General features: G+C 71.7%; 21 protein-coding genes and 3 pseudogenes. 18 read left to right on the forward strand and 6 right to left on the reverse strand.

The features are described 5' to 3' along the window. Nucleotides 1–40 precede the first annotated feature (40 nt). The 3 genes from ASG32_RS22245 to ASG32_RS22255 all read left to right on the forward strand — a co-directional run bounded on the left by ASG32_RS22245 (nt 41) and on the right by ASG32_RS22255 (nt 1957). Nucleotides 41–460 carry a hypothetical protein gene (locus ASG32_RS22245; protein WP_056530795.1) on the forward strand — a complete coding sequence of 140 codons (420 nt, stop codon included), beginning with the start codon at nt 41–43 and terminating at the stop codon, nt 458–460. A 112-nt stretch (nt 461–572) separates the two neighbouring features. Further along, the gene (locus ASG32_RS22250) at nt 573–1484 is read left to right on the forward strand and encodes a lysozyme inhibitor LprI family protein (RefSeq protein WP_244492107.1); all 912 of its coding nucleotides are present in this window, start codon (nt 573–575) and stop codon (nt 1482–1484) included. A gap of 128 nt (nt 1485–1612) precedes the next feature. Further along, the gene (locus ASG32_RS22255) at nt 1613–1957 is read left to right on the forward strand and encodes a hypothetical protein (protein ID WP_020095162.1); all 345 of its coding nucleotides are present in this window, start codon (nt 1613–1615) and stop codon (nt 1955–1957) included. Between the two features lie 35 nt (nt 1958–1992). Here ASG32_RS22255 and ASG32_RS22260 read toward each other — a convergent pair whose 3' ends face one another. Genes ASG32_RS22260 through ASG32_RS22275 form a run of 4 tightly spaced genes read right to left on the reverse strand, consistent with a single transcriptional unit; the run spans nt 1993 to nt 5330 of the window. Next, the gene (locus ASG32_RS22260) at nt 1993–2292 is read right to left on the reverse strand and encodes a hypothetical protein (RefSeq protein ID WP_056530802.1); all 300 of its coding nucleotides are present in this window, start codon (nt 2290–2292) and stop codon (nt 1993–1995) included. Further along, the gene (locus ASG32_RS22265; protein ID WP_244492108.1) at nt 2276–3403 is read right to left on the reverse strand and encodes a hypothetical protein; all 1128 of its coding nucleotides are present in this window, start codon (nt 3401–3403) and stop codon (nt 2276–2278) included. The genes ASG32_RS22260 and ASG32_RS22265 overlap by 17 nt, the downstream gene beginning before the upstream one ends. Next, nucleotides 3400–3819: a DUF4383 domain-containing protein gene (locus ASG32_RS22270; protein ID WP_026605246.1), complete on the reverse strand. Its 420-nt coding sequence runs from the start codon at nt 3817–3819 to the stop codon at nt 3400–3402. The genes ASG32_RS22265 and ASG32_RS22270 overlap by 4 nt, the downstream gene beginning before the upstream one ends. A gap of 59 nt (nt 3820–3878) precedes the next feature. Next, nucleotides 3879–5330, reverse strand: coding sequence for an FAD-binding oxidoreductase (locus tag ASG32_RS22275; RefSeq protein ID WP_056530807.1), 1452 nt, complete (start codon nt 5328–5330; stop codon nt 3879–3881). A gap of 308 nt (nt 5331–5638) precedes the next feature. On the opposite strand from ASG32_RS22275, the gene ASG32_RS22280 reads away from it, so the two are divergent. The 14 genes and pseudogenes from ASG32_RS22280 to ASG32_RS35320 form a co-directional block, all read left to right on the forward strand. Next, complete coding sequence (locus ASG32_RS22280) at nt 5639–6325, forward strand: XRE family transcriptional regulator (protein WP_020095167.1); 687 nt, start codon at nt 5639–5641, stop codon at nt 6323–6325. A gap of 101 nt (nt 6326–6426) precedes the next feature. Continuing rightward, entirely contained in the window at nt 6427–7335 is a 909-nt protein-coding gene (locus ASG32_RS22285; protein ID WP_056530810.1) for a glutamine amidotransferase family protein, read from the forward strand. A 49-nt stretch (nt 7336–7384) separates the two neighbouring features. Then, nucleotides 7385–8071, forward strand: a complete 687-nt coding sequence (locus ASG32_RS22290; RefSeq protein ID WP_056530813.1) for a GXGXG domain-containing protein — start codon at nt 7385–7387, stop codon at nt 8069–8071. Between the two features lie 103 nt (nt 8072–8174). Next, nucleotides 8175–9503 (forward strand): FMN-binding glutamate synthase family protein, encoded by a 1329-nt coding sequence (locus ASG32_RS22295; RefSeq protein ID WP_056530816.1) that lies wholly within the window; start codon nt 8175–8177, stop codon nt 9501–9503. A 75-nt stretch (nt 9504–9578) separates the two neighbouring features. Beyond that, nucleotides 9579–10886, forward strand: a complete 1308-nt coding sequence (glnT, locus tag ASG32_RS22300; RefSeq protein ID WP_056530819.1) for a type III glutamate--ammonia ligase — start codon at nt 9579–9581, stop codon at nt 10884–10886. Between the two features lie 90 nt (nt 10887–10976). Then, nucleotides 10977–11441 (forward strand): urease accessory protein UreE, encoded by a 465-nt coding sequence (gene ureE, locus ASG32_RS22305; RefSeq protein ID WP_056530822.1) that lies wholly within the window; start codon nt 10977–10979, stop codon nt 11439–11441. Further along, complete coding sequence (locus tag ASG32_RS22310) at nt 11435–12118, forward strand: urease accessory UreF family protein (protein ID WP_056530826.1); 684 nt, start codon at nt 11435–11437, stop codon at nt 12116–12118. Before ureE ends, ASG32_RS22310 begins: the two co-directional genes overlap by 7 nt. 10 nt (nt 12119–12128) lie before the next feature. Beyond that, nucleotides 12129–12824 carry an urease subunit beta gene (locus ASG32_RS22315; RefSeq protein ID WP_056530829.1) on the forward strand — a complete coding sequence of 232 codons (696 nt, stop codon included), beginning with the start codon at nt 12129–12131 and terminating at the stop codon, nt 12822–12824. Between the two features lie 10 nt (nt 12825–12834). Next, nucleotides 12835–14547, forward strand: a complete 1713-nt coding sequence (ureC, locus tag ASG32_RS22320; protein ID WP_056530832.1) for an urease subunit alpha — start codon at nt 12835–12837, stop codon at nt 14545–14547. 42 nt (nt 14548–14589) lie between these two features. Continuing rightward, on the forward strand, nt 14590–15216 hold the full coding sequence (ureG, locus tag ASG32_RS22325) for an urease accessory protein UreG (RefSeq protein WP_020095176.1): 627 nt from the start codon (nt 14590–14592) through the stop codon (nt 15214–15216). 2 nt (nt 15217–15218) lie between these two features. Next, nucleotides 15219–16055: an urease accessory protein UreD gene (locus ASG32_RS22330; protein WP_056530835.1), complete on the forward strand. Its 837-nt coding sequence runs from the start codon at nt 15219–15221 to the stop codon at nt 16053–16055. A gap of 175 nt (nt 16056–16230) precedes the next feature. Beyond that, nucleotides 16231–16583: transporter substrate-binding protein (locus ASG32_RS35310; protein ID WP_244492109.1), on the forward strand; the 353-nt coding region annotated here is incomplete at its 3' end. A gap of 1 nt (nt 16584) precedes the next feature. Next, nucleotides 16585–16839 (forward strand): annotated as a pseudogene (locus tag ASG32_RS35315) (transporter substrate-binding protein); the annotation flags it as partial. Between the two features lie 99 nt (nt 16840–16938). Then, nucleotides 16939–17707: pseudogene (locus ASG32_RS35320) on the forward strand (transporter substrate-binding protein); the annotation flags it as partial. A 213-nt stretch (nt 17708–17920) separates the two neighbouring features. On the opposite strand, the pseudogene ASG32_RS32805 reads toward ASG32_RS35320, so the two are convergent. Both ASG32_RS32805 and ASG32_RS22340 read right to left on the reverse strand, forming a co-directional pair. Further along, nucleotides 17921–18025: pseudogene (locus ASG32_RS32805) on the reverse strand (integrase core domain-containing protein); the annotation flags it as partial. A gap of 15 nt (nt 18026–18040) precedes the next feature. After that, nucleotides 18041–19348 carry an MFS transporter gene (locus tag ASG32_RS22340; protein WP_020096109.1) on the reverse strand — a complete coding sequence of 436 codons (1308 nt, stop codon included), beginning with the start codon at nt 19346–19348 and terminating at the stop codon, nt 18041–18043. A gap of 277 nt (nt 19349–19625) precedes the next feature. Here ASG32_RS22340 and ASG32_RS22345 point away from each other — a divergent pair, with 277 nt between their 5' ends. Continuing rightward, nucleotides 19626–20441 (forward strand): IclR family transcriptional regulator, encoded by an 816-nt coding sequence (locus ASG32_RS22345; protein ID WP_056530838.1) that lies wholly within the window; start codon nt 19626–19628, stop codon nt 20439–20441. The last annotated feature ends 4 nt before the right edge of the window (nt 20442–20445 follow it).

A 20445-nucleotide genomic window follows, 5' to 3' on the forward strand; every position in this document is an offset into this window, starting at 1 on the left:
ACCAGTAGAGCCACCAGCAGAGCGAAGTGAGAGGCGCCCCATGGGATCGATGCGGAACGCGTTCATCTACGCGGCCATCCTGTCGACGCTCCCGCTCCCGGCGGCCGCGGCGGAGACGTGCCGCGACCATTACCGGAGCGAGGGGACGCCGATGCTCCAGGCCATCACCTACAAGACGTGGATGATCTTCCCCTCGGTCAGCCCCAGGGCCGCGTTCGACCGGGTGACGCGGGCGGTCCTGGCCGAGGGGTTCGTGGGCGTGCACGTGGAGAAGGCGCTCGGCACCCTGACGGCCCAGCAGGAGACATCCGGTTCGGGGCGACCGCAGACGCTGCGGGTCGTCGTGCGCAAGGCCGGGGCGGGCAGCCGGGTCGACGCCCTGTTCATGGTGCAGGCCGGTCAGATCGGTCAGGATGTCGACCAGAACCTGTGCCGCATCGTCGATGCCGCGGCGCAGTAGGCCCCCGATGTCGACCGGCTCCAGGCACGCGGCCCAGAGGCGAGGTTCCGATGCGCAGTCCGGTGCGAGCTTCGGGGCGAGGTTCGGGGCGATGCTCAGCGCGGGGCCGGCCGTGACGCGACTCCCGGCGGCCACCCTCGCGGCAGCCCTCGCCGCTTTCCTCCCCGCAACCCTCCTGGCGCCGTCGTCGGCCCGCGCGATCGACTGCCGCAAGGCGGCCAGCCCGCTCGAGCGCATGATCTGCGCCGACCCGGCGCTCCGGAAGGCGGACGCCGCCCTGGGTGCGGCCTATTCCGGCCTCCTGCACAGCACGGACGACGCCGAGATCCGCGCGATGCTGGTCGCCAGCCAGAAGCGCTGGGTGGCGGCCCGGGACACGTGGCTCGGCGACCTGGACGCGGCCGACGCGCGCGCCGTCGTGCTGAAGGCGATCCGGGCACGGACCGAGGACCTGTCCGGCCGCTCGAAGAGCGATCCCGCCCGACCGCACTGGATCGCGGTGGCGCTGCGGCAGCGGGCCTTCGCGGCGCGGTTCACCGGCGGCCCCTTCGCGGGGTTCGACACGGCGTGCGACTTCCTGCCCGTCGGGCAGGACCGGGTCTACGGGTGCTTCGGCAGCCGGCGCTACCAGAACGGCGACCGGGTCTGCACGCTGTCCGACGACTGGGCGAGCGGCCACACCTCCGAGACGCGCACGGTCGCGCGGGTCGTCGACGGCGCCGCGCGCACGGTCGCGACCTGCACGATCGGCGGGGGCGACGACGCGGAATGCCCGGGTCCCGACAACGCCGACGGCCGCTGGGCGCGGCCTGCCGCCCCGGCCGTCGCCGCCGGCGCGGCGGCGGCACCCGCGGGCCCTCGGCCCGTCCTCGACGTCGAGCTGGCCCCGGACGCCGATGCCGAGACCTGGCTCTCGACCTGCCTGACCGACCCCGCCTATCCGCCGCCCGACCCGGTTCCGGCGGCCCGGACGGCCCCGGGATCGAGCCCGCCCGCGCCGGCGGGCGCCCCGAGCAGCCGGTGACGATGGGACCGCACGCCCCCGCGCCTGATCCGGGCCCTGCGCCGGCCCGGAGCCGCCGGCACGCTCTCGGTGACCACGACGGGCGACGGCGAATTGCCCGAGGTCCACGAATACGGGGTCGCGTGCCGATGAGACGGATCCTGCGGGCGCTGCCGCTGATCGCCGTGACGGGCCTGGCCGCGACCGCCGCGGTCGCGGCCCCCATTCCCCCCTGCGCGGCCGACGCCGAGCGGCAGGCCCTCAAGCTGCTGCGCTTCCACAGCGACGGCGACGCGCGGGCCACGGTCGATCCCGCGTCCGTCCGGTCCGTAGGCACCGTCGCGTCCCTGGTCGGGACGCGACGCTTCCAGGTGATCGAGGTGGAGGGCAGCATCTACAAGGGCGCGTATCGGATCCGGCTGATCTACGCGCCGATGCCCGGGAGCTGCGTGCTGATGGGGCAGGAGATCCTCGAGCGCTCCGATCCCTACTGAGCACCGGCCCTCCGGCCGCCCCGCGGGCGCTGTCCTCAGCGCACGCCGAGGCAGCCGGTCCCGGGCGCCGGCAGGACCAGCCAGGCACCGCCCGCGTAGAGGCGCCGGACCGCGCCCGGCGCGGCGGGCCGGAGCACCAGGTACGCGCGGCCGGACGAGACCAGGGCCCCGTCGTCGGCGGCCGCCAGGGCGGCGGGGTTCCCGAGCGCCACCACGGTCTCCGGCTGGACCGCGAGGGCGGTCAGCGCGGTCACGCCGAGCCCCCCGGCGAGCGCCGCCGCGACGGCGCCGACCGGCAGGCCGCGCCGCGGGCGCCGATCAGTAATCGTAGGCATGCTCGAACCGCCCCCCCGCGGCCTCCACGGCGCGGATCTGCGCGACGAGCTGCTCCACCGCGGTGTCGTAGCCGACGCGCTGCCAGCCCGGCTCGGACTGGATCGGCATCGCGAACAGCGGCTCGGCCCCGGCGAGGGTGACCGTCCGGCCCGGCGGCAGGAGGACGGTGGTGAGGATCCGGTGGTTGCCGGCGATCTCCAGGACGGTCCGGCCCCGCGCGCCGAGGCCCCGGACGATCTCCGTGAAGGCCCGGTAGCGCGGCGTCTCCATCAGGGCGGCCGGGCCGCCGTCGCCGGCCGGGACGGGGCCGAGGAGGGTGATGCGCGGGTCGGCGGCCGCGTCGCCGGCATCGAGCCCCGCCACGACGCTGCGGATCGTCAGGCCGGCCGGGTCCATCCCGGCGAGCCACGCGATCCCCTGGGCGTAGGCCCATTTCACCCCGTATTGCAGCGTGAGCGCGCCGCGCCGCTCGACCGCCCGCAGGGACGGCGTGAACGGGACCTCGTGCCAGAGCCGGGACAGCTCCGCGTCGAACGGGTAGCGGTACCAGGGGGTCTGGCGCAGGAATGCGGCGTAATCCGCGAGCAGCCGGGCGTTGAACCGGTCCTCGTCGGTCGGTTCGGGCCCCCGCCACCGCGCGGTCAGCGCCCCGAGGGTGCGCTCGTAGGCCCCCTGGATCAGCATCTCGGCCGTGAAGCTCAGGCCGATCACGTAGTTGGTGACCGTCTGGCCCGCGGTGACGTCGCCGGTGCGCCCGGCCGCCCGGGTCGCCCCGCACAGGCTCGTCCAGAAGCCCGTCGTCGCCGCCCAGTAGTCGAAGGCCGATTCCGAGGCGGAACGCGTCACCCCGGCGAGGTCCGCGTAGGCGTGGACGATGTCCCATTCGGGGAAGGTGAGGTAGCTGTCGCCGGCCGCGCGCTTGTAGCCCTCGGGGGCGATCCCGAAGCGCGAGCCCCCCGCCGAACGCCCCGGCCCGGCGGGATCGGGCCTGACCGTGCAGCCCCCCTCGATCGCCGCGACGGGAAGGGCGCAGGCGAGGGCCAGAACGGCGAGGCCGGCGATCGCCCAGCGGACGACCCGTCGCCGGCGGCGGGGGGGCGGGGGGCTCACGCGGCGACCCCGGCCGCGGTCCGGGCGCGCCACGGCCACCAGCCGAGCACGACGCCGGCGAGGCCGAGGCTCAGGTGCGGGCCGTTGGAGAGGAGCGGGCTGTCCTGGAAGCCCTTCAGGAACAGCGACAGGTCGAGGAAGCTCGACCCGGTGAGCACGCCGACGACGCCGTCGAGGAGGTAGATCGCCCCGAAGGCCCGCAGGAAGGTCACGGCGGCGGAGCGCGACCACAGGCCGGCGGCCAGCGCCCACAGGCCGGAGGCGAGGTGGAGCGCGTCCTTGTAGACGTCGAGCCGGAACAGGCCGAAGACGCGGCCCTCCGCGTCCCGGAAGGCCGGGACGTAGTCGGTGGCGGCGGCGAACAGCAGGATGGCCGCGAAGGCGAGGGCGGCCACCTGCGGGGGCGTGGGTCTCATGGGCGTCTCCTGAGTCGGCACGCGCGGCCCGCGCGAGGCGGATCCGTGCCGGGGCGCGGTCAGGCCATGTAGGTCGACCACAGGGCGTTCCGGAACAGCAGCCCCGGATCGTAGCGGCGCTTGGCGGCCACGAAGGCGTCGAGCCTGGGATAGGCCCGGGCCATCTGGTCGCGCCGGGCGTGCAGGCGGTAGGGCAGGTAATAGGCCCCGCCGATCGCCACGACGCGCTCGATCAGGGCCTCGGTCATGCGCATCATCGCGGCCTCGTCGCCGGGGGTGAGGCCCTGCGAGAACGACATCACCGCGCCGATGCGCGGGCCCGGCGCGTAGGCCAGCGCCGAGTCCGGGTCCGCCGCCACGTAGCGCAGGGTGACGTTGAGGCAGTCGCAGCCCGAGCGCGGGATGGTCTCGCGGCAGGCGGCGAGGAACGCGTCGAAGCGCTCGGGCGGGACGAAGTACTCGTGCAGGATGTCGGTGCGGCTGCGGTCGCGCGAGGCGAGGTTGGCCACCGGCTCGTTCATCAGGCTGTTGCGGGTGGCGAGGCCGGGATCGAGCGTCGGGTTGAGCCGGGTCTCGGCGATCCAGCGGGCGCGCTTGCCGAACTCGCTGCCGACCTGGGCGCGGTAGATCTCCCGCGAGACCGCCGAGAACGCCCCCTGGGCGGCCGCCGCGGGCAGCACCTGCGGCGGGTGCTCGGCCTCCGCGTAGGTGACGAGGATCGCCTCGTCGAAGAACCCGGCCTGCGCGACCGAGAGCCGGCCGTAGGCCATGCGCAGGCGCGGGTCGCGCGCCGCCGCCGCGAAGGCCGGCGCGAAATCCGCGGCCGGCATCACCGCGAAGGTCGGCGTCAGGAGGCGGTTCGGCACCATCTCGACCACGAGGTCGACCACGATCCCGAACAGGCCGTATCCGCCCATCGCCAGCCCGAACAGCTCGGCGTTCTCCTCGCGGGAGCAGGTCACGAGGCTGCCGTCGGCCAGGACGAGGCGGACGGCGCGGACGGTGGAGCCGAACGGGCCGTGCGGCGCGGGCCAGCCATGGGCGTTGACGCAGAAGGTCGAGCCGACCCCGAAATCGCTGTTCGACTGCATGACCGTCGGCGAGTAGCCGATCCGGTCGAGCTGCCGGATGACCTGCGACCAGCGCGCGCCGGCCCCGACCCGGTAGAGGCCGGCGGCGGTGTCGGGCTCGATCGGGCCGCCCTCCAGGGTCACGGCCGTCCCGTCGCGGGCGAGGCTCTGGCCGCCCATGGAATGGCGGGCGACGCCGACGGCGACCGGCCGGCCGGCGGCGGCGGCATCCCGGATCTCGGCGCGCACGGCCTCGATCAGCGCGTCGGTCGAGCCCGTCGGGAGCACGGCGTGGCGCGTCACCGGGGTCGGGTTGAGGCCGCTCGCGTCGTTGAGGATGATCCGCGGCGCGGCCCGGGCCGCCCGCGGCAGCAGCGCGGCGGCCGCCGCGGCGCCGCCGCCCGCGAGGATCCCGCGCCTGCTCGGTCCTGTCCCGGCCATGCCCACCCTCGATTCGCGCCGGCGGGGCGACCGGCTCGCCCCGCCGGCCAACCCTGCGACGGGTTCGGATCCGGCGGCGTGAGATCACGCACGGAGCGCGGTGCGCCGCCGGCCGGGACGATGCCACGCCGCCCCCGGCGCGGTCGAGCGCCCGCGCTCCGGCCGTCGGCGCCACGCGCCGATCCGTCCTCAACCGCGGTTCCTCGACGGGTCGCGGATCGCGACGTTGACAGGCGTCCGACGCCGCGGCACGGCGGCGGAGGACCCGCGTGGCCGGAGCCCACGATCGCCGAGGAGGGAGATCCGCCATGCCGTCAGGCGCTTCGAACCGGACGGCAGGGGAGGCCCCGCGGCCGGAGCGGGAGCCGGTCCTGCTGCAGGATCCGCACGCCGTCCGCGAGCCACGCGAGAACAACCTCGAGCGCGCGATCGGCCACGCGGTGCGCGAGCGCCGGAAGCGCCTCGGCATCACCTCGGCGGACCTCGCCGCGACGACCGGCCTGTCGCCCGGCATGCTGTCGAAGATCGAGAACGGCAACATCTCGCCGTCCCTGACGACGCTGCAGCTGCTCGCCCAGGCGCTCGGCATGCCGATCACCGGCTTCTTCCGCGGCTACGAGGAGGTCCGCAACGCGGTCTTCGTCAAGGCCGGCGAGGGGATCGAGCTGGAGCGGCGCGGCACGCGGGCCGGGCACCAGTACAACCTGCTCGGGCACATCCACGAGAACACCAGCGGCGTGACGGTCGAGCCGTATCTGATCACGCTCACGACCGATTCGGACGTGTTCCCGACCTTCCAGCACCCCGGCCTGGAGTTCCTCTACATGCTGGAGGGCGAAGTGCTGTACCGGCACGGGGACCGGCACTTCCACATGCAGCCCGGCGACAGCCTGTTCTTCGACGCCGATGCCCCGCACGGGCCGGCGGAGCTGCTCGTGCTGCCGGCCCGCTACCTCTCGGTGATCGCGTATCCACAGTCGGGCCGCACCGGCTGACGGGCCGCGTTGTTCTCAGGAAGAAATCTTATTTCTTGAGGGTTGATTTCCGCCGCGCAGGCCGCCTATGCTCCGGGCGAACCCGCGACGGAGGTGGTGCCATGTGCGGCATCGTCGGATTGTTCCTGAAGGACCCCGCCCTGGAGCCGCAGCTCGGCGCGCTGCTCGCCGACATGCTCGTCACCATGACGGATCGGGGGCCGGACTCGGCCGGCCTCGCGATCTACGGGCCGCCGGCCCCCGGCCTGTCGAAGATCACCGTGCAGTCGGCACGCCCGGAGGCGGATTTCCCCGCCCTGGAGCAGCGCCTCGCGGAGGCCTCCGGCGGCTCGGCGCGGGTGGCGGTGAAGAGCTCGCACGCGGTCATCACCGTGGCGTCCGACCGCCTCGCCGCGACGCGCGCCGCCCTGAAGAGCCTCGCGCCCGATCTGCGCGTGATGGGCGCGGGCGAGAGCGTGGAGATCTACAAGGAGGTCGGCCTGCCGCGGGAGGTGGTGGCGCGCTTCGGCATCGCCGGGATGTCGGGCACCCACGGGATCGGCCACACCCGGATGGCGACGGAATCGGCCGTGACCACGATGGGCGCGCACCCGTTCTCGACGGGCGCCGACCAGTGCCTCGTCCATAACGGCTCGCTGTCGAACCACAACAACCTGCGCCGGAGCCTCGCCCGGGACGGTATGGCCTTCGAGACGGAGAACGATTCCGAGGTCGCGGCGGCCTATCTCACCACCGCGATGGCGCGGGGCCGGGACCTCGGCGGGGCGCTCGCGGGGGCGCTCACGGATCTCGACGGGTTCTTCACCTTCGTGGTCGGCACCAAGTCCGGCTTCGGGGTGCTACGCGACCCGATCGCCTGCAAGCCCGCGACCATGGCCGAGACCGAGCGCTACGTCGCCTTCGGCTCGGAATACCGGGCGCTCGTCGGCCTGCCGGGGATCGAAGCCGCCCGCGTCTGGGAGCCCGAGCCGGCCACCGTCTACTTCTGGGATCAGCGGCAAGCCGCCTGAGCCGCCCCCGCAGCCTTCCCGTCACGGATCTCGCCCACGGATCTCGCCCATGCCCGTCTTCGATCTGGCGGCGACGCCCCTGCGCGCCCTGAACCAGGCCCTCCACGGCGTCGCTCCGGGCGCCAACGACACCGACTTCGAGGTGCTGAACCCGCGGGGCCAGCACGCGGTGGCGGTCGGGATCGACGGGCCCGTCACCGTCACGGTGCGGGGCTCGGTCGGCTACTACTGCGCCGGCATGAACGACGGCGGCACCGTCACGGTGCAGGGCTCGGCGGGCCCCGGCGTCGCCGAGAACATGATGTCCGGCACCGTCGTGATCGAGGGCGACGCCTCGCAATATGCCGGCGCCACCGGGCGCGGCGGCCTCCTCGTCATCAAGGGCAACGCGGCCTCGCGCTGCGGCATCTCCATGAAGGGCATCGACATCGTCGTGCACGGCTCGATCGGGCACATGTCGGCCTTCATGGGCCAGTCCGGATCCCTCGTGGTCCTGGGCGATGCCGGCGAGGCGCTGGGCGACTCGCTCTACGAGGCGAAGCTGTTCGTCCGCGGCAGCGTGAAGAGCCTCGGGGCCGACTGCGTCGAGAAGCCGATGCGCCCCGAGCACCGCGCGCACCTCGCGGCCCTGCTGGACCGCGCCGGGGTCGCGGACGTCCGGCCGGAAGAGTTCCGGCGCTACGGCTCGGCCCGCAAACTCTACAGCTTCAACATCGACAACGCCGACGCCTACTGAGAGCGCGCCGCCGGAGTGGATACCGGTTCGGCGCAAGCGAGCGCGTCGAATCAAGGACTTAAAGCCGCTCCCGATCGGGAGCGGCTCAAGCGGGAGACCGGGCATGACCTACCAGAACCCGCCGATGCCGCCGCGCAAGTCGGCGACCTTCGACGACCACACCATGGCGGAGATCCGCCGGGCCGCGGCCACCGGCATCTACGACATCCGCGGCGGCGGCACGAAGCGCAAGCTCCCGCATCTCGACGACCTGCTGTTCCTCGGCGCCTCGATGTCCCGCTATCCCCTGGAGGGCTACCGGGAGACCTGCGGGACCGGCGTCACCCTCGGCACGCGATTTGCCAAGAAACCGATCGCGTTGAAGATCCCGATCACCATCGCCGGCATGAGCTTCGGATCCCTGTCCGCCAACGCCAAGTCGGCCCTCGGCCGCGGCGCTACGCTGGCCGGCACCTCCACCACCACGGGGGACGGCGGCATGACCGACGAGGAGCGCGGCCATTCCGACATCCTCGTCTACCAGTACCTGCCCTCCCGCTACGGCATGAACCCGCGCGACCTCCGGCGCGCCGACGCCATCGAGGTGGTGGTCGGCCAGGGCGCCAAGCCCGGCGGCGGCGGCATGCTGCTCGGCCAGAAGATCTCCGACCGGGTCGCCGCCATGCGCGACCTGCCCAAGGGCATCGACCAGCGCTCCGCCTGCCGGCATCCGGACTGGACCGGCCCGGACGATCTCGAGATCAAGATCGGCGAACTGCGCGAGATCACCGACTGGGAGAAGCCGATCTACGTGAAGGTCGGCGGCGCCCGGCCCTATTACGACACCGCACTGGCCGCGAAGGCCGGGGCCGACGTCGTCGTCCTCGACGGCATGCAGGGCGGCACGGCGGCGACTCAGGACGTGTTCATCGAGCATGTCGGCCAGCCGACGCTCGCCTGCATCCGCCCCGCCGTGCAGGCGCTGCAGGATCTCGGCCTGCACCGGAGCGTGCAGCTCGTGATCTCGGGCGGCATCCGCTCGGGCGCGGACGTCGCCAAGGCCATCGCGCTCGGGGCGGACGCGGTCTCGATCGGCACCGCGGCGCTCGTCGCCATCGGCGACAACGACCCGGCCTACGAGGAGGAGTACCGCGAGCTCGGCTCGACCGCGGGTGCCTACGACGACTGGCACGAGGGCCGCGACCCGGCGGGCATCACCACGCAGGACCCCGAGCTGGCGGCCCGCCTCGACCCGGTCCGCGCCGGCCGGAAGCTCGCCAACTACCTGAAGGTGATGACCCTGGAGGCGCAGACGATCGCCCGCGCCTGCGGCCACAACCACCTGCACAATCTGGAGCCCGAGGACCTCGTGGCGCTGACGCTCGAGGCCGCCGCCATGGCCCGCGTGCCGCTGGCCGGGACCGACTGGTACCCGGGCAAAGCGGGCTTCTAGGGCCCTTCAACCCCGCCGGTCGCGCCGGAACGGGGCGCGGCCGGCCCCCACCCGATCCGCGCTCAGGGGGCTGCCGTGACGACCGACCTTTCCGCCTACGCCGCCGAGCACGGCGTGAAGTACTTCATGATCTCCTACACGGACCTGTTCGGCTGCCAGCGCGCCAAGCTGGTGCCCGCGCAGGCGATCGGCGCCATGCAGCGCGACGGCGCGGGCTTCGCGGGCTTCGCCACCTGGCTCGACCTGACACCGGCCCATCCCGACCTGTTCGCGATGCCGGATGCCGCCTCGGTGATCCGGCTGCCCTGGAAGCCGGACGTCGCCTGGGTGGCGGCCGACTGCACCATGGCGGACGCGCCCGTCGACCAAGCGCCCCGGGTGGTGCTGAAGCAGCTCGTGGCGCGGGCCGCCGACGAGGGCCTGCGGGTCAAGACCGGCGTCGAGGCCGAGTTCTTCCTGCTGAGCCCGGACGGATCGGCGATCTCGGATCACCACGATCGGGCGGAGAAATCCTGCTACGACCAGCAGGCGCTGATGCGCCGCTACGACGTGATCGCCGAGATCTGCGACCACATGCTGGCTCTGGGCTGGAAGCCCTACCAGAACGACCACGAGGACGCGAACGGCCAGTTCGAGATGAACTGGGAGTACGACGACGCGCTGGCCACCGCCGACAAGCACGCCTTCTTCAAGTTCATGGTCCGCTCGGTCGCCGAGCGGCACGGCCTGCGGGCGACCTTCATGCCGAAGCCGTTCCCGGGGCTGACCGGCAACGGCTGCCACTGCCACGTCTCGGTGTGGAACAATGCCGGCACCGTGAACGCCTTCGCGGATCCCGAGATGCCGTTCGGCCTCTCGACCCGGGGCCGGCACTTCCTCGGCGGGATCATGCGGCACGCGCCCGCGCTCGCCGCGATCACCAACCCGACGGTCAATTCCTACAAGCGCATCAACGCGCCCCGCACGATCTCGGGCGCGACCTGGGCGCCGAACGCCGTGACCTGGACCGGCAACAACCGAACCCACATGGTGCGCGTGCCCGGGCCGGGCCGGTTCGAGCTGCGCCTGCCCGACGGGGCGGCCAATCCGTACCTGCTCCAGGCGGCGATCCTGGCCGCGGGCCTGGACGGCCTGGCGTCGGCGGCCGATCCCGGGCCGCACAGCGACGTCGACATGTACCGCGACGGCCACGCCGTCACCGGCGCGCCGCGCCTGCCGCTCAACCTGCTCGACGCGCTGCGGGCCTTCGAGGCCGACGAGGCCCTGCGGGACAATCTGGGCGGCGCGTTCTCCGTCGCCTACCTCAAGTTGAAGCAAAATGAGTGGGACAGCTACTGCGCCCATTTCACCGCCTGGGAGCGCGAGACCACGCTCGATGTCTGAGCCGGTGCTGCCGGTGACGTGCCGAGCGGCGGACCGGCTCTTGCAAGGCCCAGATCGATCCTGGCCACGGGGAGCGGGACGCGGACCGACATGCGTGTGATCCATCGTATCCTGGGCAGCCGGCAGGACGCCGAGATGGCGCATCGCCTGCACCACCTCGCGCATCGCGGCGCGGTGGACGTGCTCGTCGTGTCGAGCACCGACGTCGCTCGGCGGCGGATCCGCGCGACCACCCAGTCCGGCGAGGAGATCGCCCTCGCCCTGCCGCGGGACGAGCCGCTCTTCGACGGGGCCGTGCTGGCGCTGGACGCGGACCGCGCCCTCGTCGCCCGGGTCGGCTCCGAGCGCTGGCTCCGCCTCGTCCCGGACAGCCAGGCCGCCGCCCTCGAGCTCGGCTACCACGCCGGCAACCTCCACTGGCGGGTCCGCTTCGCCGACGGCGCCCTCCTGGTGGCGATGGACGGACCGGCCGACGCGTACCTCGTCCGCCTCGGCGCCCTCGTCACCGACCGGCAGGTGACCCACACCATCCTCGACGAGGCGGCGCCGTGCTGAGCCGGCTCCTGTCCCTCCAGCAGGCCGACGCCGCCTTCCCGAGCGGGAGCTTCGCCTTCTCCAACGGGATCGAGGGGCTCGTCGCGGGCGACCCGGCCTTCGACACGGGGAGCCTGACGCGGACGCTCACGGCCCTCGTGCGCTTCCGGTGGGCGGAGAGCGACCGCGTCGCCCTGATCCTCGCCCACCGCGCCGGCCCCGATCCGGCCCGGCTCGGCCGCATCGACGCCGCCGTGGAGGCGGCCACCCTCGTCGAGGCGATGCGCACCGGCAGCCGGCGCAACGGCGCCTCCCTGCTGACCACCCACGCGCGGCTCGCGACGCCCGGTGCCGGGGACATCCGCGCCGCGATCCGGTCCGGGCTCATGCTGGGGCACCTCGCCACCGTGCAGGGCGCCCTGTGGCGGGGGCTGGGCCTGTCGGAAGCGGAGGCGGCGGCCGTCGCCGGCTACCAGCTCGTCTCCGGCCTGGTCTCGGCCACGGTCCGGCTCGGTCAGGTGGGCGCCATCCAGGGCCAGCAGGCCCTCCAGACGGTGCTGCCGCTCGTTGCGGAGATCGCCGAGCGGCCCGTGACCGAGGACCCCGACGGCGCGATCGTCCTCACGGGCTTCACGCCGCTGATCGAGGTCGCCGCGATGCGGCACGCGCGCGCCGACCTGCGCCTGTTCGCCAACTAGGGAGCGGGTGATGCTGCTCACGCCCACCGAGCTGGAACGGCTCACGATCTTCACCGCGGCCGAGCTCGCCCGCAAGCGCCGGGCCCGCGGCCTCAGGCTCAACTACCCCGAGGCGGTGGCGCTCATCACCGACGAGATCCTGGAGGGCGCGCGCGACGGGCGCAGCGTCGCCGACCTCATCGGCTGGGGCTCCACGATCCTGTCGACCGAGGACGTGATGCCGGGCATCGCCGCCATGCTGCCGATCCTGCAGGTCGAGGGCGTCTTCCCGGACGGCACCAAGCTCGTCACGGTCCACGAGCCGGTCCGCGCCCGGGCGGGCGCCCCCGCCGACACCCTGGAGCCCGGCGCGATCCTGCCGGCCGACGGCGCGATCGAGCTCGCCGCGGGCCGCCCGCGGGTCACCCTCGACGTCGTCAACACCGGCGACCGCCCGGTCCAGATCGGCTCGCACTACCACTTCTTCGAGGTGAACCGGGCGCTCGACTTCGACCGGGCGGCGGCCCTGGGACACCGCCTCGACATCCCGGCCGGGACGGCGATCCGCTTCGAGCCGGGCCAGCGCAAGACCGTGACGCTGGTCGGCTTCGGCGGCGCCCGGGAGCTGACCGGGCTCAACGACCTGACGCAGGGGACCCTGCCCGACGACGCGGCGCGGGCGGCGGCCCTCGCCCGCGCCAAGGCCCGCGGCTTCAAAGGCGCCTAGGGAGAGTGCCATGGTGACGATCCCGCGCCGCGACTACGCCGCCCTCTACGGGCCGACCACCGGGGACGGGGTGCGGCTCGCCGACACCTCCCTGGTGGCGGTCGTCGAGCACGACCACGCCGTCTATGGGGACGAGTGCCTGCACGGCGGCGGCAAGACCCTGCGCGACGGGATCGGGATGGCGCCCGGGGTGACCGCCGCGCAGGGCGCGCTCGACTTCCTCCTCTGCAACGTCGTGGTGATCGACCCCGTCCTCGGCATCCAGAAGGGCGATCTCGGCATCAAGGACGGGCGGATCGTGGCGCTCGGCAAGGCCGGCAACCCGGCGATCATGGACGGCGTCGACCCGCGCCTGATCGTGTCGGCCGGGACGACGGTGCGCGACTGCGAGGGCCTGATCGCGACGCCCGGGGCCATCGACGTGCACGTGCACTTCGATTCCGCCGGCCTGCCGGACCACGCGATCGCCTCCGGCGTCACGACCCTGCTCGGCGGCTCGCTCGGGCCGATCACCGTCGGCATCGATTCCGGCGGCCCGTTCAACACCGGCCGCATGCTCCAGGCCGCCGAGGCTTGGCCGGTCAATTTCGGCTTCCTCGGGCGCGGCAACACCCACCGGCCGGCCGCCCTGAAGGAGCAGCTGGAGACCGGCGTCCTCGGCCTCAAGATCCACGAGGACTGGGGCGCGATGCCGGCCGCGATCGACGCCTGCCTGGGCTTCGCCGACGCGTACGACTTCCAGGTCCAGCTCCACACCGACACGCTGAACGAGTCGGGCTTCGTGGAGGACACGCTGGCGGCGATCGGCGGCCGCACCATCCACATGTACCACACCGAGGGGGCCGGGGGCGGCCACGCGCCGGACATCATCCGGGTCGCCGGGCTGCCGCACTGCCTACCGTCGTCGACGAACCCGACCAACCCCTACACGGTCAACACCTTCGACGAGCACCTCGACATGACGATGGTGTGCCACCACCTCAACCCGGCCCTGCCGGAGGACGTGGCCTTCGCGGAGAGCCGCATCCGCGCCCAGACCATCGCCGCCGAGGACGTGCTCCACGACATCGGGGCGATCGCGATGCACGGCTCCGACAGCCAGGGCATGGGCCGGATCCACGAGGTCGTCTGCCGGACGTGGCAGCTCGCCTCGAAGATGAAGGACCAGCGCGGCCCGCTCCCCGAGGAGAGGCCGGGCTTCGGCGACAATGCCCGGATCAGGCGCTACATCGCCAAGTACACGATCAACGCGGCGCGCACCTTCGGCATCCAGGAGCATGTCGGCTCGCTGGAGCCCGGCAAGATGGCCGACATCGTGGTCTGGCGGCCGGCCTTCTTCGGGATCAAGCCGGAGCTCGTGATCAAGGGCGGCTTCATCGCCTGGGGCGCGATGGGCGATTCCGCCGCCTCGCTGATGACCTGCGAGCCGGTGCTGATGCGCCCGCAATGGGGCGCCTTCGGGCGCGCCAAGCAGGCGCTCTCGGCCTGCTTCGTCCACCCCCTGGCGATCGAGGCCGATCTCGGCGGCCGGCTCGGCCTGCGCAAGGCGCTCCTGCCCGCCCGCGGGACCCGCACGCTGACGAAGGCCGACATGCTCTGGAACGACGCCTGCCCGGAGATCCGCGTCGACCCGCAGACCTTCGACGTCTTCGTCGACGGCGTGCTCGCCACCTGCGAGCCGGCCCGGACTCTGCCGCTCGCCCAGCGCTACATGCTGCGCTGAGCGGCGCCGAACCCCGCCACCCCTCTCACGGCCCCGCTCCCCATGACCGACGTGACTCCCGCGAACGCCGCCCGGATCGGGATCGGCGGCCCGGTCGGATCCGGCAAGACCGCGCTGATCGAGCGGCTGATCCCCGTGCTGCGGGCGCGGGGCGTCGATCTCGCGGTGATCACGAACGATCTCGTCACCAAGGAGGATGCCGAGCGGCTGCGCCGCTCCGGGCTGATCGATCCGAGCCGCGTCGAGGCGGTGGAGGCCGGGGCCTGCCCGCACACGGTGATCCGGGAGGACCCGACCCTCAACATCGCCGCGGGCGACGCGCTGGAGGCGCGCTTCCCGGGCCTGCAGCTGCTCGTCTTCGAATCCGGCGGCGACAACCTCGCCTCGACCTTCTCCCTCGACCTCGTGGACTGGTGGATCTTCGTGATCGACGTGGCCGGCGGCGACGACATCCCGCGCAAGCGCGGCCCGGGCGTGCTGCGCTGCGACCTCCTCGTGATCAACAAGGTCGACCTCGCGCCGCATGTCGGCGTCGACCTCGACGGGATGCTCGCGGAGGCCGCGCGGGTCCGGAGCGGCAGGCCGGTCCTCGCCACGAACGCGCGCGCGGGCCTCGGCATCGACGCGGTGGCGGATGCCATCGGCCGGGCCGTCCTGTTCGCGCCCTAGCCGTGCCCGACGACGTCCAGACCGGCCGCCGCGCGACGGCCCGCCTCGGCTTCGTGCGCGGCGGCGGGACCAGCGTGCTCGCCGACCAGCACGTGCCGTACCCGTTCCACATCACGAAGCCGTTCCGCCTGTATCCGCAGCGGCCGGAGCTGATCACGCTGTACCTGCAATCGGCCTCCGGCGGCCTCTACCGCGGCGACCGTCTCGGCCTCGACATCGCGATGGGTCCGGGCTCGGCGGCGCACGTCACCACCCAGGCCGCCACGGTCGTCCATCGCAGCGCCGACCAGCCGGCCCGCCAGGACACGCGGATCCGCGTCGGCGCCGATGCCTTCCTCCACTGCGTGCCCGATCCCCTGATCCTGTTCCCCGGCGCCGCCCTCTCGGCCTCGACCCGGGTCACGCTCGAGCCCGGGGCCCGTGCCGTCGTCTCCGAGAGCATTGCGTGTCACGACCCGGAGGGCCGCGGCAGGCCGTTCGAGCACGTCGAGCTCGCCCTCGGCATCGAGACGGCGGCGGGGGCCGTCCTGGTCCGCGAGCGGGCGCGCATCGCCGGCGCCGAGTTCCGCGATCCGGCCTCGCCGCTCGGCCCGTGGCGGGCCTACGGCGCCCTCGTCATCCTCGGTCCGGCCCCGTGCCTGCCGGATCCCGGGGACGTCCAGGCCGCGGCCGACCGCACCGGCTGCCGGGCCGGGCTCAGCCTGCTGCCGAACGCGGCCGGGCTCGGCCTCCGGCTCCTCGCGCCCGACGGCGGCACCCTGGCGGCGGGGCTGGAGGCGGCCGCTGGTCGCGCCTTCGCGGCGCTAACCGGGCTCGCCCCGGCGCGCCGCCGCAAATAGGAAGCCGGCGCCCGGGATCGCCGCCGCCGATATGGGCAGGCTGCCGATGTTTTCATCTTGCGAAATTTATTTTCTTTTGAAGAAATGTGCTGAAGGAGACGATCCGTGCGCGACGGCTGATCCGGTGCGGACGGGGCGGCCCACCTTCTCGAACGATCTGAAGGATTTGCCCCCCATGGCGACAGACGATCCCGCGCACTTCACCCTCCGCCGGCGCCTGCTGCTCGGGCTGGCGGCGGCCCCGCTCGCGGCATCGCTGCCGCGCGTCGCGGCGGCCGCCGAGGCCGGCGCTCTGGCGGTGACCGACAGCGAGGTGACGGTCGGCATCCTGCACTCGATCACCGGCACCATGGCGATCTCGGAGACCGGGCCGAGCCAGGGCGAGAAGCTGGCGATCCAGCAGATCAACGACGCCGGCGGCGTGCTCGGACGCAAGATCAAGATCATCCAGGAGGACGGCGCCTCCGACTGGCCGACCTTCGCCGAGAAGGCCAAGAAGCTCCTCGTCAACGACCACTGCGCCGCCGTNCTCCTCCACCTCGACGCCCGCTCGGTCACCGGCGGCACGATCGGACGCAAGATCAAGATCATCCAGGAGGACGGCGCCTCCGACTGGCCGACCTTCGCCGAGAAGGCCAAGAAGCTCCTCGTCAACGACCACTGCGCCGCCGTGWTGGGCTGCTKSACCTCGGCCTCGCGCAAGGCGGTGCTGCCGGTCTTCGAGCAGTACAACGGCCTGCTGTACTATCCGACCTTCTACGAGGGCCTGGAGCAGTCGAAGAACGTCTTCTACACCGGCCAGGAGGCCACGCAGCAGATCCTCGCCGGCCTCGACTGGGTCCACAAGGAGAAGGGCGGCGACAGCTTCTACTTCATCGGCTCNCGTCTTCTACACCGGCCAGGAGGCCACGCAGCAGATCCTCGCCGGCCTCGACTGGGTCCACAAGGAGAAGGGCGGCGACAGCTTCTACTTCATCGGCTCGGACTACATCTGGCCGCGCACCTCTAACAAGATCGCCCGCCGGCACATCGAGACCGTGCTCAAGGGCAAGGTCGTCGGCGAGGAGTACTTCCCCCTCGGCCACACGCAGTTCAACTCGGTCATCAACAAGATCAAGCTCACCAAGCCGAAGGTGATCTTCGCCACGATCGTGGGCGGCTCGAACGTGGCGTTCTACAAGCAGCTGAAGGCGGCGGGCATCGACCTGTCGAAGCAGGTGCTGATGACGCTGTCGGTGACCGAGGACGAGGTTGACGGCATCGGCGGCGAGAACATCGCCGGGGCCTACTCGTGCATGAAGTACTTCGAGTCGATCCAGAACGAGAACAATAAGGCGTTCGTGGCCGCGTTCAAGAAGATGTGGGGCGAGAAGACGGTCATCGGCGACGTGACGCAGGCGGCCTATCTCGGCCCGTTCCTGTGGAAAATGGCCTGCGAGAAGGCCGGCACCTTCGACGTCGACAAGGTCGTGGCGGCCTCGCCCGGCCTGGAATTCAAGGGGGCGCCGGAAGGTTACGTGAAGATCGACGAGAACCACCATCTCTGGTCGAAGACCCGGGTCGGCCGGGCCAAGCCCGACGGCCAGTTCGAGATCGTCTACACCAGCCCCGAACTGATCAAGCCCGATCCGTTCCCGAAAGGGTACCAGTAGGCCAGGCTGACGGCTGCGAGGATATCGGTGGCCGGCCGGGTCCAGATGACGGGCTCGGCGTGTCGGTTGTGGCCGGCGATGTCGCGTTTGATCGCCGCCTGCGGGTCGACGACGCCGATGACGGGGCCGCGCCGCGTGTCCGTCGTCGGAAGAGCTGAAACGCCTTGAGGCGCCCAGAGACGGAAGCTGTGGTCCAGCCGGGCTGGCCTGCGGCCGCCACGCATCGATCTCGCTCCTCGCGGCGGCCGACGACGAGAACCAGTTCGCGTTCAGGCACTCGTCGCGCAGGCGGCCATTGAACGAGTCGGCCAACGCGCTTGTGCCGGTCCGCGCTCAGGCCGGCGTGACAGCCGTCGTCCCACGTCGGGAGATGTGCACGTTGCGGTAGAGGGTCAGAGCGCCCACGATCGAGAACAGGGCCGCACAAGCGAGCCAGAGGCCTGGCATGGCTCGATTCCCCGTTGCGTGGATCAGATAGGTACAGATCGCCGGGGTGAAGCCGCCGAAAATTGCCTGTGCGAGACTGTAGGCCAGGGAGAAGCCTGTGGCGCGAACCTCGGCCGGCATGATCTCGGTCAGCGTGACGACCATCACCCCCTGGTAGCCGCCATACAGGAACGACATCCACATGAGGGCGGCCAGCAAGCGGCCGAAGGACGGGTCTGTCACGAGCCACGCCATGACCGGGTAAGCCGTGAGACCGATCAACACCGAGAAGGTCAGGAGCACCGGAAGCCGCCCGACCCGGTCCGACACCGCCCCCATAACGGGCACCCAGACGAAGTTCGCCACGCCGACGCAGACGGTGACCACGAAGCTGTCATGCGCACTTAGGCCAAGAACCTGACGCGCGTAGGTCGGGGTATAGGCCGTGATCATGTAGAAGAAGACGCTCGTCAGTGTGACGAGCAGCACCGCCTTGAGCACGATCGCCCAGTTCTGGAGAAGTGACCGGTAGATCTCGCCGAGGGTTACGCGGCGATGCTTCGCCCGCTGCGCAAAATCCTCGCTCTCCTGCATCGAGCGCCGGATCCAGAATAGGACGGGGATGATCAGGCAGCCGATCAGGAACGGAATGCGCCATCCCCAGGCGAGCATCTGCTCCTCCGTCAGGAAGCCGCGCAGGGTCACGCCGATAACGGCGGCGAAGACCACGGCGACCTGCTGGCTCGCCGATTGCCAGCTCACGTAGAAGCCGCGATTCCCCGGCGTCGCGATCTCCGACAGATAGACCGAGACGCCGCCGGATTCGGCGCCGGCGGAGAACCCCTGCAGCAGTCGGCCGATCAGGACGAGAATGGGAGCGGCGATGCCAATCGATGCGTAGGTCGGCGTGAACGTGATGAGCGCGACGCCCACCGACATGATGGCGAGGCTCATGACCAACCCGGCTCGTCGGCCGTGGCGGTCGATATAGGCGCCAAGCACGATGGCGCCGAGCGGACGCATCAGGAAGCCGATCCCGAAGGTGGCCAACGACAGCATCAACGAGACGTACTCGTTGTCGTTGGGAAAGACGGCCTTTGCCACCGCAGCGGCGTAGAAGCCGTAGACCATAAAATCGAACATTTCGAGGAAGTTTCCGCTCACGACGCGGAAGACGTCCTTCTTCGAGGGCGGTCGCTGCACCGAAGCGTCCATGGTTTCTCTCCCGTCAATGAATCGGCCTCCTCTTCGGAAGGCTGTGCCGGCCTGAGAACGACGCAAGTTGTTCTATCATTTGGAACGACGTATCAGGAATTGATAGGCTATGAACGCCCTGGCCTGCAGTCAATGGAGAACCTGCAGAATTCGCGACCGCGCGGCCGGTATTCGAGAAACCGCCATTGTTGTTGCAACTCGTTCAGAGGACTGCACTTGACGAGGCGCCACGGGCAACGCTAGCTTTTACCAGAACGGCGTTTCGAATGTTGGAACGATGGACAGCACCCTCCTCAAGGGATTGATGCTTCTCGAGCACTTGGCCGGCAGCGAGACGCCCCGGGGCGTCAGCGAACTGGCACGCGCGCTCAACCTCACGAAGAGCAATGTGCATCGCACGCTCCAGACACTGGTGGCCGCCGGCTACGTGCGCGCCCAGACGGGTGGCACCTACGCCTGCACCTTGAAGCTCTTCGAGCTCGCCAGTCCCGTTGTGGCGCGGATCGACGTCCGGCAGGTCGCCGAGCCCTTCATGCGGACCCTGGCCGATCAAACCCAGGAGACCATCCACCTGTCGCTGCTCGACCGGGCGGACGTCATCTACCTGCACAAGATCGAGAGCCCCCAGCCGGTTCGCGCCTATTCGTCGATCGGTGGCCGCGCTCCGGCCTATTGCGTGGCGTCCGGCAAGGCGCTGCTCGCTTATCAGGAGGAGGCGCTGGCCCACCTGCCGGAGACGCTCCAGGTCCACACGCCGCGCACGATCGCGACCCTCGACCTCCTGCGGCGGGAACTCGAGCAGGTCCGGATTCAGGGTTTCGCGATCAATCGCGGGGAGTGGCGGGAGCGCGTGTGCGGGCTCGCCGCGATCGTCCACGATGCCATGGGCCGTCCCGTCGCGGCGATCGGTATCTCCGGGCCGGCCGATCGCCTGAATCCCACGGCGCTCCGCCGCTTCAGCGACGTGGTCGTCGACGCGGCGCGCAGCCTGTCGCGGGCCCTCGGCTACAACCCCATCACCGTCTCATCCCCTGCCGCGCCGCGGCATGCCCGAGGCTCAGCGCCCCCGCGCGCGCCGGCGGCGCTTGCCTGATCGA

The organism is Methylobacterium sp. Leaf361 (genome assembly GCF_001424445.1).
In the GTDB taxonomy this organism is placed as follows: domain Bacteria; phylum Pseudomonadota; class Alphaproteobacteria; order Rhizobiales; family Beijerinckiaceae; genus Methylobacterium.

Bases quoted from the DNA above. Each gene is read 5' to 3' on its own strand.
- ASG32_RS22245 (WP_056530795.1), top strand. From the start codon at position 41: ATGGGATCGATGCGGAACGCGTTCATCTACGCGGCCATCCTGTCGACG.
- ASG32_RS22255 (WP_020095162.1), top strand. From the start codon at position 1,613: ATGAGACGGATCCTGCGGGCGCTGCCGCTGATCGCCGTGACGGGCCTG.
- ASG32_RS22260 (WP_056530802.1), bottom strand. From the start codon at position 2,292: ATGCCTACGATTACTGATCGGCGCCCGCGGCGCGGCCTGCCGGTCGGC.
- ASG32_RS22270 (WP_026605246.1), bottom strand. From the start codon at position 3,819: ATGAGACCCACGCCCCCGCAGGTGGCCGCCCTCGCCTTCGCGGCCATC.
- ASG32_RS22275 (WP_056530807.1), bottom strand. From the start codon at position 5,330: ATGGCCGGGACAGGACCGAGCAGGCGCGGGATCCTCGCGGGCGGCGGC.
- ASG32_RS22280 (WP_020095167.1), top strand. From the start codon at position 5,639: ATGCCGTCAGGCGCTTCGAACCGGACGGCAGGGGAGGCCCCGCGGCCG.
- ASG32_RS22285 (WP_056530810.1), top strand. From the start codon at position 6,427: ATGTGCGGCATCGTCGGATTGTTCCTGAAGGACCCCGCCCTGGAGCCG.
- ASG32_RS22290 (WP_056530813.1), top strand. From the start codon at position 7,385: ATGCCCGTCTTCGATCTGGCGGCGACGCCCCTGCGCGCCCTGAACCAG.
- ASG32_RS22295 (WP_056530816.1), top strand. From the start codon at position 8,175: ATGACCTACCAGAACCCGCCGATGCCGCCGCGCAAGTCGGCGACCTTC.
- ureE (WP_056530822.1), top strand. From the start codon at position 10,977: ATGCGTGTGATCCATCGTATCCTGGGCAGCCGGCAGGACGCCGAGATG.
- ASG32_RS22315 (WP_056530829.1), top strand. From the start codon at position 12,129: ATGCTGCTCACGCCCACCGAGCTGGAACGGCTCACGATCTTCACCGCG.
- ureC (WP_056530832.1), top strand. From the start codon at position 12,835: ATGGTGACGATCCCGCGCCGCGACTACGCCGCCCTCTACGGGCCGACC.
- ureG (WP_020095176.1), top strand. From the start codon at position 14,590: ATGACCGACGTGACTCCCGCGAACGCCGCCCGGATCGGGATCGGCGGC.
- ASG32_RS22340 (WP_020096109.1), bottom strand. From the start codon at position 19,348: ATGGACGCTTCGGTGCAGCGACCGCCCTCGAAGAAGGACGTCTTCCGC.
- ASG32_RS22345 (WP_056530838.1), top strand. From the start codon at position 19,626: ATGGACAGCACCCTCCTCAAGGGATTGATGCTTCTCGAGCACTTGGCC.